We start from the raw sequence: 13,775 nt of genomic DNA, 5'->3' as shown, positions 1-13,775 counted from the left end.
CAATGATGAAGGACGGATTAATGACAACGATGTCTAATCGTTACCAGGCCGAGGGGGCCAAGAGCCGCCCCACCATGCGCCACGTCGCGGCGCTGGCAGGCGTGGGGATCAAGACTGTGTCCCGCGTAATGAACGATGAGCCTGGCGTCTCGGAAGCCACCCGGCAGCGTGTCCTTGGCGCCTCGCAGCAGCTGAACTACCAACTGGACATGGCGGCGGGCAGCCTGCGGCGCGCCGGCCGCCAGACGCTTTCCATCGGGCTCCTGCTGCCGAGTGTCGCCAACCCGTTCAGCAGCGAGATCCACCGCGCCATGGAGGACGCCCTCGCGGCCCGGGGCATCGCGGTCTTCGCTGCCAGCCTGGACGATGACGCCGAGCGGGAGAAGGCCCTGGTGACTGCCTTCCTGGGCAGGCGCGTGGACGGGCTGGTGCTCACGCCCATCGCCAAGAGCCAGGCGTACGTCATTCCGGAACATTCCAGGGACCTGCCGATCGTGTTCATCGACCGCGAACCGGTGGGCATCGAGGCTGACGCCGTGGTGACGGACAACGCCGTCGGCGCCGCCAGGGCGGCGGCCCACCTGATCGCGCACGGCCACACCCGGATCGCATATATGGGTGATCGCGCCGATATCCAGACGGCCCGCGAACGGCGCCGCGGGTTCGTCGAGGAACTTGGCCGGGCGGGGATACCCACCTCCGCGGTTCCGGTCCGCGAAGGGCTCCACGACGAGGAGTCAGCGCGCCTGGCCACCCTGGAGCTGCTCAGGGCCGAAGACCCGCCCACGGCCATCTTCTCGAGCCAGAACCTGGTGACGTTCGGCGTCATGCGGGCCCTGAAGGAGCTGGGCCTGAACAAGCGCGTTGCCCTCGTTGGCTTCGACGACTTCACTCTCGCGGACATGATGGAACCGGGCGTCACCGTGATTGCGCAGCACCCCGACCGGATCGGAAAACTGGCCGCCGAACGCCTGCTGGCCCGAATCGACGGCGACCCCGGCGCGGCGCAGACCTACGTGGTCCCCTCCGAGCTCATCACCCGCGGGTCCGGCGAGTTGCGGCCGCCGGAATGAATGGGCCATCGAATCGAAGCTAACTGCCCACCCGAGCAAACCCATCCCGACAGGAGAACCATGACCAAGACGCTCTACGCCGAATTCACCGTCAAGCCCGGCAGTGAAGCCCGGGTTGCCGAAATGATGCGGGAACTTACCGAGCTGGTGCGCAACGAGCCCGGCAACCAGCTGTTCCTGCCGTACACCCGGGAAAGCAACCCCCGCGAGTACTTCGTGTTCGAGGTCTATCAGGACGCGGCAGCCTTCCAGGAGCACATCACGGCGGACTACGGCGCCCGGTTCAACGGGGAGCTAACCGACCACATCGAGGAGGACGGCTCGGTGCTGACCTGGCTGCAGCCGGTCCACTAGGCCGGCTGCAGCCTGCCTTTACTTCCGGTTCTTGGCCGGCACCTGTGCCGTCTGGAACATGGACTGGCCGAGCGGCGTGACAGTCAGGGACTTCAGCCGGGCCGTTCCCCCTTCGGCGAAGAGGGCCACCTGGTTGGCGCCTTCCTGTGAAATGGCCCCCTGTGAAGGGACCTGTTCCGGGAAGACCTGTTCCGTGATGGTCCGCAGGCCGTTCTGGGCGAATACCTCCACCGAGGACCGGTCGACATAGATTCGCAGCGTCACATTGCCGCTGGCGTCCACGGCCACGGGGGCGGAGTCAACCGAGGCGAAGAGCGGATGGAAGTCTGCGATTCCGGAGTTGCTCCGGTCGACATACAGCTCGCCGGTTGCCTTGTCGTAGCCGATGGCGGTCGACTTGCTGCCGTTCCCCAGCACGGTAATCCCGGCCTTGGACGCCGATCCGGGGGAGAAGGTCACCTCGATCCGTTGCACGTCGCCCGAGGCAGCGGCCGGCAGTGCGTGCGTGCCGGCGGGAATGCTGCGGGCCCGTTTTTCGGCGTAGCTTTTCTTTGTGCCGAGGCCATCCACCTGCTGGACGGCCTTCTGCGTCAGGCGCGGGCCGGTGGCCGTCTGCGTCAGGGCCACTTCGCGGGGCAGCGACATGGCACTGCGCCAGGGTGAGGTTGGAATCGTGTTGGCGTAGTCCCAGTTGTTCATCCAGCCGAGCATGATGCGCTTGCTCTGCGGCATGTTGTTGAAGGACACGGACGCGTAATAGTCCCGGCCGTAGTCCAGCCAGTCGTAGGTCTGGACCCGCGGCGTGGCCGGCCGCGGTGAGGCGATGAACTCGTCCGCCAGGATGTGGCCCCAGCCGAAGCGGTTGTTGTCCACCACCCGGATGCTGGCCTGCCGCCCCCTGAACTCGGAAACGTTCCACGACGCCCAGTCCAGGACCTCGCTGTTGGCCCCGGTGGCCGTCCTGACCACCTTGCCGTCCACCACGAGGTTGACGGTGGTTTCGTCTGAGCGGGGGACGGCTGCCTGGTCCGTCAGCATGACGTGGTCCAGGGTGAGGTGTCCCCAGCCGCCGGTGGCCTGGTCCACGATCCGGAGCTGTGCCTGCTGCCCGGCGAACTCGGACACGTCCCAGCCCTTCCAGTTCAGGGCGCCGGCGTCATCACCGGCGAGGCTGCGCACCACATTGCCGTTCACCAGCAGCTGGGCTTCCAGGGTCTGCCCGGAGCCCGCCGTCCGGTGTCCGCCGCCCACCAGCATGCTCATGAAGTTCCGGTTGACCGTGAACGACGGCGACGTCAGGGTTCCCTGCCGGTCGTCGCCGGGTGCGCCTCCCGTGTCGAACGTGTTGATCCGCTTGGCGCCGATATAGAAGTCGCCGCCGGAGGTTGACGGTTGGAACACCGGCGCCAGATCCCCGGTTCCCGTCCACCCGGCGTCGGCCAGGGTGTGGCCGTCCGGGACCTCAAAGCCGTTGAACAGCAGGTCCCCGGGTGGCGGGGTGTTGTCCAGCTTGTCCGAAACGCGCGGATGCTGTCCGCCGCCCACCAGGAAGTTGAGATAATCACTGTCCACGGTGAACTGCGGCGAGTTCATCGACCCCAGTGGCCAGTCGCCGTCGTTGAATGAATTGATCAGGCCGGCGCCGGCAAAGCCGGTGACGCCGTTCTGCCCCGAGAGGGTGCCGGCCGCGGGTGTCCCGGCAAACGGGCCGTCCTTCGGGTTGCCCGCTTCGTTGTTCACCGTCCAGCCGCTGTATGAGCCGTCGTTGAAGCCTGCCAGGGGAGTGCCTGCGGGCAGCGCGTCACTGGCCTTCGTGGTTTCCGACGTGAAGGTGGTGCCGTCGAAATTGCCCACGAAATACTGCCCGGCCGAGCCTCCGGCCACGCCTCCCGGGTTGATGTTGACCACCATCACCCACTTGATGTTGGCGGGGTCGCCGTCGACGGCAAGCGGAAACAGGTCAGGGCATTCCCAGAGGCCGCCCGTGGCGTTCGCCGGGCCGAACTCGCTGAGCTGCGTCCAGTCCTTGAGGTTGCCCGACTTGTACAGCAGCACCTTGTGCTCAGTGGCCTCGACGGCGGCCATCACCCAGTAGCCGCCTCCGCCGGGCAAATCGAACCAAAACACCTTCGGGTCGCGGAAGTTCGCGGAGTTGCGGTTGAGCACCGGGTTGCCGCCGTACTTGGTCCAGGTCTTGCCCTCATCGAGGCTGTAGGCGAGTGACTGGGCCTGCAGCCCCCTGTAGGGCGAGGCGTCCTTGTAGGCGCTGGTGAAGACCGCCACCAGCGGAGGGTTCGCGGCAGTGCCAAGGCCGGAGCTGTTGTTCTTGTCCACCACGACGCTGCCGGAGAAGATGTCCTGCTGGTCGTCGGTGGCGATGGCCAGGGGCTGCTCCTTCCAGTGCACCAGGTCGGGGGACGAGGCGTGTCCCCAGGACATGTTGCCCCACTGGTTGCCGGACGGATTGTGCTGGTAGTAGAGGTGGTAGACGCCCTTATAGAACACCATCCCGTTGGGATCATTCATCCAGTTTTGCTGCGGCGTGTAATGGTAGGCCGGCCGGAACTGCTCGTCTCCTGTAGTCCCCGCGGCTGTTGCGGTTTCCGCTCCGGCCAGTACCGCGGCCAGGCTGAGACCCGCCACGGTCAGTGCGGTGCATAGCTGTAGTCTGCCGAATTTTCTCTGCTGCATTGTGCCGGTGCCGCCCTTCATCGCGCGTGCCTTCCCCAGGTTGAAGAGGATAGACAACGTTGTCAGTGACTGGAACGCTAGGGGATGTCCACAAGACAAGTCAACGGATTCGACAAGCCCTGGATCAGGGTTCAGCTAGGCCCTTCTGGGCCTCCTGTGAATCAGTCCTGTGACGTCCCCTGGCTGGGACACCGTTGTCATGTTCCCGCCGCCGGAGTTTGCGGAAGCACCATTGTTAGGGTGGAATCATGAAACGCAGCCTGCTTGCCCTGTCCATGCTTCCTGTCCTTGTCCTGCTGGCGGGTTGCGCCCAGGCCGAGGAAGCAGCCAAGAATGCGGCGAGCTCCGCCGTTTCCCAGGCTGCCAACGCGGCAGCCGAGCAGGTGAAGGGCCAGATCTGCACCCTGATCGAGGATGGCCTGGTGAGCGCCTCGGACAAGGCTGCGCTCGCGGGTCTCGTCGCCGGGGCCGAGACGGCCGGCGTGCCCGCGGAAATCACCGGACCCCTGAAAGCTATCGCCCAGGCCGGCGACCAGGTTCCCGGAGATTCTGTCCGTGAGCTCCAGAAGGCCTGCGCTGCCGCCTGAGGCCTGGCCGCGGGAAGTCCAGCACCACGGCATCAGCATCACCGCAGAGAAGTTTCTGCCCACGGCCGCCCGGGTCACTCAACGCAGCCTGCAATAATCGGAATCAGCAGTTGCGGGGGCGCTGAAAACGGCCAGCCGTGACGGGCAGCAGCGTTAGTTTCGGGCCGATTACAGCAGACGAGGCGGACATATGAAGGTTCCCAGCCAGCAGCACGTGACTACCCATGAAATCCCTTCCCCTGAAACCCCTGAAACACGGGTGGGCAACGGAAGGCCGGTAACCAGTGCCGCAGTCAATCCGGAGCAGCTGCGCTGGCTGGCGGAGGCGTACGGAGTTGGCACGTCCTACCAGGGGTGGGACGGGCAGCCGCACGAGGTTGCGGCCGAGACCCTGATCCGCGTCCTGGCTGCCCTGGGAGTCAACGCCCTCACCGATCAGCACATCGAGCGCGAACTGGCCGAGGCGGAACTGGCGCCCTGGCGCCGGATGCTGCCGCCCGCCGTCGTGCTTCAGGAAGGCACGCCGGGGCAGGTGGCGGTCCACGTCCCGCACGGTTCGACTGCCCGACTGTGGGCCATCACCGAGGACGGGCGCGAGCTGGAGGCCGTCCAGGAGGACGTCTGGGTGGAACCCCGGGAGGTGGACGGCGTTCTGACCGGACGGGCCACCTTCGCCGTCCCCCAAAACACGGGCCTGGGGTGGCACACCTTGCGTGCCGAGGCAGCCGGAGTGGTTGCCGAGGCCACCCTGGTGGTGACTCCCGCCCGGCTGTCCACGGCAGCCGGGCTTGAGCAACGCAGGGGCTGGGGGCTGGCGACCCAGCTGTACTCCGTCCGGTCCAAACGGTCCTGGGGTGTGGGCGATTTTGCCGACCTCGCCGAGCTCGCAGCGGTAGCCGGGGCGCGCGGGGCCGACTACGTGCTGGTGAATCCCCTGCACGCGGCCGATCCCGTGCCGCCCCTGGAACCGTCGCCGTATTCACCGTCGACGCGCCGGTTCTTCAACCCGCTGTACCTGCGGATCGAGGCCATCCCGGAACTGGCGTACCTGAAGCCCAAAAAGCAGTCTCTCGTCCACAGCCTCATGAAGCAGTCGCGGAAGCTGAACCAGGACGCCACGCGGCTTGACCGGGACAAGGTCTACTCCGCCAAGCTGGCGGCGCTTGAGCTGATCTCGGGCGTCCGCCGGTCGCCGTCGCGGCAGCTCGCGTTTGAGGACTATTGCCGGAGGGCCGGTGCAGGCCTGGATGACTTTGCCCTCTGGTGCGCCATCCGGGAGGACCTCGACGCCGACGACCCGTTCTGGGCCGACCCAACGGCTGCGCTTGGCTCGCCTTTGGCGGAGCGGCTCAGGGGTGAGCTGGCGGAACGGATCGAGTTCCACCGCTGGCTGCAGTGGCTGTGCGACGAGCAGCTCGAATCTGCCCAGCAGTCCGCCCGCAACGCCGGCATGCGCCTGGGCGTGGTGAATGACCTTGCCGTCGGCGCAGATCTCCAGAGTTCCGATGCCTGGACGCTGCGCGGCGTCCTCGCCGCCGGAGTCAGCGTCGGCGCGCCCCCGGACATGTACAACCAGCTGGGTCAGGACTGGCATCAGCCGCCCTGGCACCCCACCCGTCTGGCCGAAGCCGGGTACAAGCCGTTCCGGGAGATGCTCGCAACGGTGCTGCGGCATTCAGGAGGCATCCGGGTGGACCACATTCTCGGCTTCTTCCGGCTCTGGTGGGTGCCGGAAGGGAACTCTCCGGTGGACGGCGCCTACGTCCGTTTCGACCACGACGCCATGATCGGCATCCTCGCCCTGGAGGCTCACCGTGCGGGCGCCGTGGTGATCGGCGAGGATCTGGGCACCTTCGAGCCGTGGGTCCGGGACTACCTTGCGGCCCGGGGCATCCTTGGCACCTCGATCCTGTGGTTTGAGAACGACGGCGACGCCCCGCTGCCGCCCGAGCGGTACCGGGTGCAGGCGCTTTCCAGCGTGAACACCCACGACCTGCCGCCCACGGCCGGCTACCTCGCCGGTGACCACGTGACGCTGCGGAACGCGCTGGGGCTCCTGGAGCGTTCAGCGGAGGAGGAGCGCCTCGAGCACAACGCCAAGCTGGAGAAAATGATGGACCTGCTCCGGCAGCGGGGCCTCCTTTCCTCCAGCGACGCCGGCTCCGAACAGGAACGGATCGAGGCGTTGCACCGACTGCTCGCGCAGACCCCGTCAGTTCTTCTGGGGGTGGCGCTCGTGGACGCGGTCGGCGAACGGAGGGTGCAGAACCAGCCCGGAACTACCTCAGCGCAGTACCCCAACTGGCAGGTGCCGTTGGCCAACTCCGATGGGGAATCCGTGCTGATCGACAGCCTTGACGGGGACGGCAGGTTCAACTCCCTGCTCGCCGCGGTCGAGGAGGCAATGCGGTCCTGAGACCCGGGGCCTGGGGCGGCCGCCCGGCGGGGCGTGAGCCCGGGGCTACTGCCTGGTCGGCGGTGAGCCCCGGGCGTGCCTATCCGGCCGTGATCACGTGCGAAGCGTGGCTGTACCGGAAGGTGACCGGACCGCCGTCGTGGTTCAGCACGATATTGGAACCGTTCGGGGCGCCATCCTGGCCGTAATTTTCATTCCAGGAGCCGTTGATGGCCGCCTTGAATTCGTACTGCCCGGCCGGAAGGTCTGCCGTGAGCTTCCACAGCCGGTCAGCCGGATCGAAGGTCATGAACGCGGACTGGCACGCCGGCTGCCAATCATCCGGGCAGCCCATCTCGCTGTTCAGGCTTCCCGCCACAGTGACCGAGTCGGGCTGCGGCGCGGCGCCCACCACCACTGTCCGGACATTGCTCATCACGTTCGATCCGTCGAGCTTTGCCCGGTACCGCACTTCCGTGCCGTCGGCGAGGTCCAGGGCAGCCAGGTCGTCTGCCACCGTGTAGGCCGGCGACGAGTCATCTTCCGAGCCGATGGGTGTCCATGGCCCGCCTGCGATGCTGCGCTCGAAGCGCACCACATGGCTGGCCTTTTCCGGATCCGCCGTGGCCACCAATTCCACGTTCCCCTGGACGGTGCTGCCCTCGGCCGGCTGCTGGATCGTCAGCACCGGGTCCGGCACCACAGCGGACCGGGAAGTGCTGACCGACGTGCGGCCGGCGTTGTTCAGGACCACAGCCCGGTACTCCACCGCGGCCCCGGGGTTCAGTCCCGAGACATCATGGAAGACGCGGTAGGGGGCGGTGTCGTCGGTGCCCACGCGCTCCCATTTGCCGCCCGGCGTCCTGGCCTCGAAGGTGACCTCGTAGAACGAGGTGCCGTCGACGTCGGCCGTCACCTGGATGCGGCCGTTGTCCCCGGCGGACGTGCCGGCGGCGGCTGCGGCGGAAACGGGGGCCTGCAGCGTTACGGCCAGGGCGGCCTTTTCGCGGGGGATCCTGCCGGAGGACTGGTAGACGACGGCGGACAGTGGCGGCACCGTGACGGTCAGTTTTCCGTCGGCTGAGGTCCTGGAGTTTTTGGCGGCGTCGCCGTAGAGAAGGCGGTAGTTGCGTTTGGCGATGTAGGTGGGAACAGCGGCTGTCTGCGGCTTCTCGCTGTTGTTCAGGGCCACCACGTACTCGCGCTGGTCCTTTGCGTCCGTGCGGGAAAAAGCGTAGATGCCGGGCCCGTCCGAGGCATAGCGGTGCTGGTGGGCGCCTTCGCGCAGGGCGGGGTGCTCCTTGGTCAACTGCGCGAGTTCGCGGATCTTGGCGTAGAGCGGGTGGCCGGTGTTGAAGTTGTCAGTGGCGTGCGTGGCGTCCGTGCCGAGGAGGTCGTCTTCGAGATAGTCGGGCACCTTGCTGGCGAACAGGGTCTGGCGGGCATCCTGGTCCCCGCCGGGCCCCGTGAAGCCCTGCTCGTCTCCGTAGTAGACCACGGGGTTTCCGCGGGAAAAGTACATCAGCTCGTGGGCGAGTTCGTCGCGGGCCACGCGTTCGGCGTCGTCCGCGTCCGGGTTGTCAGCGCTGATGAAGCTGCCGATCCGGCCCATGTCGTGGTTTCCCAGGAAGGTGGGCAGCTGATAGACGTTGGAATCCGCATCGGTGTACCAGTCGTCGGCAGTGAAGAAGGCCTCGAGCTGTTTCGCGTCCTGGCTTTTCGAGGCGAAATTGCGTGCGGCATCCTGGAACGGGAAATCGAGGACCGCCTGCATCTCATTGCGGGTGGTGAACTGGCTGGTGAAGCTCTTGGACGTGTCGAAGACCTCGCCAAACATGAAGAACTCGTCCTTGCCGTGCTCCTTGGCGTAAGCAAGTACGTCGGGCCCGAACTGCTGCCAGAACTCGTCGTTGACATGCTTCATGGTGTCGATGCGGAACCCGTCCACGCCGAAGTCACGGATCCACGTCTCGTAGATGTCCGTCATGCCGGCCACGACCGCCGGGTGTTCGGTGAACAGGTCGTCCAGGCCGAAGAAGTCTCCGTAGAAGGAGTCCTCACCGGCAAAGGTGGTGTCCCCGCGGTTGTGGTACAGGGTCGGGTCATTGAGCCAGGCCGGAACCTTGAGGTTCTGCTCCGTCGGATCGAGCACCGGCGTGTACGGGAAGGAGGTTTCGGCGTCGAGCTTTGGGAAGTCCGCGCGGCCGGCGAAGTCCCGGTCATCGAAGGCTTCGCCCGAGGCGGTGCGGTACGGCTCCTTGTCCTTGGAGACGTAGCCGGTGCGGGCGGCCTCCTGGTAGCCGATGACGTCCGCGGTGTGGTTGGTGATGATGTCGAAGTACACCTTCATGCCGCGGGAGTGCGCCTCGTCGATCAGTGCTTGCAGTTCGGCGTTGGTGCCCAGGTGCGGATCGATCTGGGTGAAGTCCGTTACCCAGTAGCCGTGGTACCCGGCGGAGTTGTCCTCGGGCTGGACCGCCTTGTTCTTGAAGCTCGGGGTCAGCCAGATCGCCGTGGTCCCGAGCCCCTGGATGTAGTCGATCTTGTCCAGGAGCCCGTTCAGGTCCCCGCCGTTGTAGAAGCCCTTGCGGGTGGGGTCGAAGCCGGAGACCATCGGATCCGGTCCCAGCCCACCCTGGTCGTTGCCGGCGTCGCCGTTGCTGAATCTGTCCGCCATGACGAAGTAGAAGTTCTCGCCCGTGACGGGGGTTCGGAGCGAATGGGCACCTTTTCCTGGTTTGGTGTCCGACGGCGGCCCCGGGTTTTTGTTGGCGTCGGCGGCTTGGGTGGGTGCTGCGGTTGATGCCGCATGCGCGGGCGGGGCGGCTTTGATTGTCGGGGCTGCCTGTGCGGGCAGGGCCGATGCAGCCAGCAGGGCGAGCGCGCCGGCTGCCGCCAGAGGTGCCCGGGTGGGCTTGAGGGGACCGCCGGTGCGGCGCGGGGAATTCAGGCGAGGGACGGTGAACATGTTGGACCTTCCGCGAAGCAACGCTGCTTGTCCGGGTGGGGAAGCCCGGAAGCCGTTGGTGGTGCCGACTCGTCCAGGCAGGCCCGATCACCAACGGCAACTCCTGTGATGGGGCCGTATTGGCAATGACTAATCCTGTATTGGCCTTGTCGATTGCGGCTTAGCTTGCCACAATCAGGGCCGTGGGGGAACCCGCGACGAGACGCTGAAGGGGGCCTTCCGGGAGGCCGGTCTGGGCGTTGAGGTGGAAGGTTGTGATGTCGTGGGAGCGCTCATGGGCCACGTGAAGGTATTCGCCGCGGACCAGGTGGTGACGGGGCCAGTCGCCGGCGCTGGCGAAGTCGCCGAGCGGGCGAGGCAAACTGCCCTCCGCCGTCTGCGTTACCTCCAGCACGCTGATGCGGTTGGATCCCCGGGTGCCGACATAGGCGAACCGCCCGTCCGCCGACAAGGCTATTTCGGCCGCGGAGTCGCCGTCCTTGGCACCGTCCGACGTCGCGGGCCCCTGCCCGACCAGCTCGAACTTTCCCGACACCGAGGCGGCCCGGGCCGCAAATACCTCGATGGAGTACTCGGAGACCACGAACACCGTTCCATCGGAGTGCTGCACCAAGTGGCGGGGGCCGCTGTCCTTCGGCAGCACCACCTCATGGTCCAGCACCAGGCCTGTTTTGGGGACGTGGTTCCAAACGCGAAGGAGGTCGTGGCCGAGGTCCGTGGTCATGATGCGGCCGTCGGCGAGTACCAGGCTGGCGTGGGCACGGCTGGGTCGTTCGTCCCGGTGCGGGTCGCTGGATGGTGCCGCCGGAAGGCGGCGGGCGATCCCGCCGTCGTCCGTCAGTTCGTAGAGCAACACCTGGCCATCGCCCCAGCAGGCGACGACCAGGAATTTGCCTTGCGGATCGACGGTGACGTGGCAGGCAGCTGCACCGGCCGCCCAGGGCTCGCCGACGGCTTCAAGGCCGAACTCTCCCCGTCGCCGGTACGCCTGAACGGTTTCGGCCTTCTCGGCGACGGCGTAAACCATTGGGAGTTGCCGGTGCGCGGCAACGAACGACGGGGAGTCCGCCTTTGCAGCAGTACCGCGCCAGGTGAGCGTTCCATCAGCGTCGGCCGATACGGCTCCGATCCCGGCCCCGTGGCCGCCGCTGTCCGCGGTGTAGGAGCCGGTCCAGATAAGCGTGTGGTTTTCGCTGTGGGTCATCGTTCCATCCTGCCAATATTTGCCGGATTCGGCGTCGGATAACATGGATTTTTGCAGAGCCGATTTCAGTGCGGGCACGTTGAGAAGTGCCGAGTTAGTACCCAGGAGGTGAGAACAATTCACGCAATGCCAGCTTGGGTTCTTCCTGCCCGCCGCCCTACGGACCGCCAAGGCTAGTCGGACGAATGCACGGAGCGCCCATCATCGAACCGAAGGACGCATCCATGCCTGTTCAATCACTGCCGTCCCGTTCCGCCGTCACCAGCAGGCTGCGCGCCGCCGGCTGTGTCTTTGCCGAGGACGAAGCGGACCTCCTCCTTTCCGCCGGTCTTGCCCCGAACGAGCTAATCATTGCCGTGCAGCGGCGGGTCGACGGGTTCCCGCTCGAGCACATTCTGGGCTGGGCGGAATTCTGTGGCCTGCGGATCAGGGTAGAGCCTGCCGTCTTTGTGCCGCGCCGCCGGACGGAACTGCTGGTCCGTGAGGCCGCTGGACTCCTCTGCGTCGTGGCCGCGGAGCCAGCCGGGCCAGCTGGCACCGCCCCGTCCGCAATGCCATCCACCCCGCAGGTTCTTGTTGACCTGTGCTGCGGCTCCGGAGCCGTAGGCACTGCGCTTGCGGCACTGGTGCCCGGCGTTGAGGTGCACGCATCCGACGTCGACCCCGCTGCGGTGCAGTGTGCACGCCTCAACATCCTGCCCGTGGGCGGTGCGGTCCACGAGGGCGATCTCTACTCGGCGCTGCCTGCGCGGCTCAGAGGCAACGTGGACGTCCTCGCGGTCAATGCGCCGTATGTGCCCACAGCTTCCATCAGCAATATGCCGTACGAAGCCCGCGTTCACGAACCGCGGGTGTCGCTCGACGGAGGGCCCGACGGCCTCGACACCCAGCGCCGGGTGATCGCGGAAGCCGCGGCCTGGCTCAGGCCGGGAGGGCACCTTCTCATCGAAACGAGCCGGCGGCAGGCTCCTCTTACAGCAGCGGCCATGGTCTGTGGGGGACTGAGCCCGAGAACCTCCACGTCGGCTGAATTGGACGGGACAGTCGTGATCGGGAAGCTGCTGTAACTCCCGGGGCTGTTGGTTTTGGCGAGCTACGTGCGCCCGCCGAGGAAATCCTGTGCGCCACGCAGAGCCAATTCATTGCGTAGCGCGGTGAGCCGGGCGACGATCGCTTCAGCTGTCGCCAACCGTTGTCGCGCACGGTCTTTTTTCTGGGTCAGAGAGTCTTCCTCTTCATCCGGGAGCCATTTGTAGTGAACGAACGCGTTTCGCCAGTTTGCAACATCACGAATGCCCCTTAGGAGGTCCGCGTCCAGCCCCTGCCCGAAGGTGAGCGACCAGATAATTCCTGCCTTATGGTGCATGGGTTGCTTGATAAGCGACATAGCGTCCGAATGCTCCAGATCTGATTGTTCGGCTTGCCAGATGTACATCCAGTTCAGCCAATGCTCGATCCAGGTGGCATAGAACATGATGGCAAAGTCGATGTCGGAGGCTTCGGCGAACGCCCGAGCTTGCTTCAACAATGAGTCCTGGTGGTCCGGAATAAGGCGAAATTCCACGCCGTCAGCGATGATCTCGCGCAGTTCTGTCGTCAGCGCCAGCTGGAATTCGGCTTCTGTCATTCCACGAGGGTCTATGCGTCCTTCGGCGACGAGACTGGCCGCCAGCGAATCAATCAGTGACTTGGCGAGCACGTCGCCGTCGATATCCTCCACGGATTCACATCCCGCTTTCAGGTTCATGTTTTGTGGTGGTGGTTTTGTCGGGGTTGTTGGCGGGGGTCGATGTGGGGCGGTGGGATGAACCAGGGGATGCCGTTTTTGACGTGGATTTTCCATTGTTCCTTGTGGATGAGGTGGTGGTGGTGGGTGCAGAGGAGGACGCCTGTGTCGGTGCTGGTGGGTCCGCCTTGTGACCAGTAGGTGGTGTGGTGGGCTTCGCACCAGGGTGCGGGGATGGTGCAGTTGGGGAACGCGCAGCCTTGGTCGCGGGCGGTGAGGGCTTTGCGGATATGGGGTGGGAAGACGCGGGTGGTGCGGCCGATGTCGAGGATGCGTCCTTGGCTGCCGAGGAGGATGGGGATGATGTCGGCGTCGCAGGCGATTTTGCGGATGGTGGAGGCGGTGACGGGGCCGGTGTAGGTGAAGGTGCCGCTGCCGGTGGGTATGCCGGCGGGTGCGGTGCCGGGCAGCGCCGTTCCGGTCCGGTTGATGCCGGGCGGGGTGCCGGGGGGTGCGGTGCCGGGTGGGGGTTGGGACTCGCTGGTTTGCCAGGTGCCGGGCAGGAGTTGGGGTTCGCTGGGGTGCCAGGTATCTGTGCCGGTGGGGTGGTTGGTGCTGCTGACCTGCCAGCCGTCTGTGCCTGTTGACTGGTTGGTGGTTGGCCGGATGCTGTCTGTTGGCCGGGTGCCGGGGCGGTTTTTGTTGTAGCGGGGGCCTTGGGCGGCGGTGGTTTGGATGCTGTTGAGGAGGTCGTGGTAGCTGATGGTGACCATGACC

The 13,775-nt window shown here is 66.0% G+C and carries 9 protein-coding genes and 1 pseudogene; 5 read left to right on the top strand and 5 right to left on the bottom strand.

Translation table 11 applies throughout. The features are described 5' to 3' along the window. Positions 1 to 74: 74 nt before the first annotated feature. Together ACFQ50_RS10125 and ACFQ50_RS10120 are read left to right on the top strand one after the other, a co-directional pair. Entirely contained in the window at positions 75 to 1,073 is a 999-nt protein-coding gene (locus ACFQ50_RS10125; protein WP_377995460.1) for a LacI family DNA-binding transcriptional regulator, read from the top strand. A 60-nt stretch (positions 1,074 to 1,133) separates the two neighbouring features. Further along, complete coding sequence (locus ACFQ50_RS10120) at positions 1,134 to 1,427, top strand: putative quinol monooxygenase (RefSeq protein ID WP_377995397.1); 294 nt, start codon at positions 1,134 to 1,136, stop codon at positions 1,425 to 1,427. Between the two features lie 18 nt (positions 1,428 to 1,445). On the opposite strand, the gene ACFQ50_RS10115 is transcribed toward ACFQ50_RS10120, so the two are convergent. Further along, entirely contained in the window at positions 1,446 to 4,139 is a 2,694-nt protein-coding gene (locus ACFQ50_RS10115) for a GH32 C-terminal domain-containing protein (protein ID WP_377995396.1), read from the bottom strand. A gap of 227 nt (positions 4,140 to 4,366) precedes the next feature. Between ACFQ50_RS10115 and ACFQ50_RS10110 the strand changes: the two genes are divergently transcribed. Both ACFQ50_RS10110 and malQ read left to right on the top strand, forming a co-directional pair. Next, on the top strand, positions 4,367 to 4,705 hold the full coding sequence (locus tag ACFQ50_RS10110; protein ID WP_377995395.1) for a hypothetical protein: 339 nt from the start codon (positions 4,367 to 4,369) through the stop codon (positions 4,703 to 4,705). 190 nt (positions 4,706 to 4,895) lie between these two features. Beyond that, positions 4,896 to 7,121 carry a 4-alpha-glucanotransferase gene (gene malQ, locus ACFQ50_RS10105; RefSeq protein WP_377995394.1) on the top strand — a complete coding sequence of 742 codons (2,226 nt, stop codon included), beginning with the start codon at positions 4,896 to 4,898 and terminating at the stop codon, positions 7,119 to 7,121. Between the two features lie 79 nt (positions 7,122 to 7,200). On the opposite strand, the gene ACFQ50_RS10100 is transcribed toward malQ, so the two are convergent. Both ACFQ50_RS10100 and ACFQ50_RS10095 read right to left on the bottom strand, forming a co-directional pair. Then, positions 7,201 to 10,068 carry an alpha-amylase family glycosyl hydrolase gene (locus ACFQ50_RS10100; protein ID WP_377995393.1) on the bottom strand — a complete coding sequence of 956 codons (2,868 nt, stop codon included), beginning with the start codon at positions 10,066 to 10,068 and terminating at the stop codon, positions 7,201 to 7,203. Between the two features lie 160 nt (positions 10,069 to 10,228). Continuing rightward, entirely contained in the window at positions 10,229 to 11,272 is a 1,044-nt protein-coding gene (locus tag ACFQ50_RS10095; RefSeq protein ID WP_377995392.1) for a lactonase family protein, read from the bottom strand. 224 nt (positions 11,273 to 11,496) lie between these two features. Between ACFQ50_RS10095 and ACFQ50_RS10090 the strand changes: the two genes are divergently transcribed. Then, positions 11,497 to 12,339: a putative protein N(5)-glutamine methyltransferase gene (locus ACFQ50_RS10090; RefSeq protein WP_377995391.1), complete on the top strand. Its 843-nt coding sequence runs from the start codon at positions 11,497 to 11,499 to the stop codon at positions 12,337 to 12,339. A gap of 26 nt (positions 12,340 to 12,365) precedes the next feature. Here the strand turns inward: ACFQ50_RS10090 and ACFQ50_RS10085 are convergent, their stop codons facing one another. Then, positions 12,366 to 12,992 (bottom strand): hypothetical protein, encoded by a 627-nt coding sequence (locus tag ACFQ50_RS10085; RefSeq protein WP_377995390.1) that lies wholly within the window; start codon positions 12,990 to 12,992, stop codon positions 12,366 to 12,368. 23 nt (positions 12,993 to 13,015) lie between these two features. Beyond that, positions 13,016 to 13,775: pseudogene (locus tag ACFQ50_RS10080) on the bottom strand (HNH endonuclease); the annotation flags it as partial.

Source organism: Arthrobacter sp. NPDC056493, from assembly GCF_042795115.1.
In the GTDB taxonomy this organism is placed as follows: domain Bacteria; phylum Actinomycetota; class Actinomycetes; order Actinomycetales; family Micrococcaceae; genus Arthrobacter.
This window is presented reverse-complemented; position numbering and strand designations above follow the sequence as displayed.

Bases quoted from the DNA above. Each gene is read 5' to 3' on its own strand.
- ACFQ50_RS10125 (WP_377995460.1), top strand. From the start codon at position 75: ATGCGCCACGTCGCGGCGCTGGCAGGCGTGGGGATCAAGACTGTGTCC.
- ACFQ50_RS10120 (WP_377995397.1), top strand. From the start codon at position 1,134: ATGACCAAGACGCTCTACGCCGAATTCACCGTCAAGCCCGGCAGTGAA.
- ACFQ50_RS10115 (WP_377995396.1), bottom strand. From the start codon at position 4,139: ATGAAGGGCGGCACCGGCACAATGCAGCAGAGAAAATTCGGCAGACTA.
- ACFQ50_RS10110 (WP_377995395.1), top strand. From the start codon at position 4,367: ATGAAACGCAGCCTGCTTGCCCTGTCCATGCTTCCTGTCCTTGTCCTG.
- malQ (WP_377995394.1), top strand. From the start codon at position 4,896: ATGAAGGTTCCCAGCCAGCAGCACGTGACTACCCATGAAATCCCTTCC.
- ACFQ50_RS10100 (WP_377995393.1), bottom strand. From the start codon at position 10,068: ATGTTCACCGTCCCTCGCCTGAATTCCCCGCGCCGCACCGGCGGTCCC.
- ACFQ50_RS10095 (WP_377995392.1), bottom strand. From the start codon at position 11,272: ATGACCCACAGCGAAAACCACACGCTTATCTGGACCGGCTCCTACACC.
- ACFQ50_RS10090 (WP_377995391.1), top strand. From the start codon at position 11,497: ATGCCTGTTCAATCACTGCCGTCCCGTTCCGCCGTCACCAGCAGGCTG.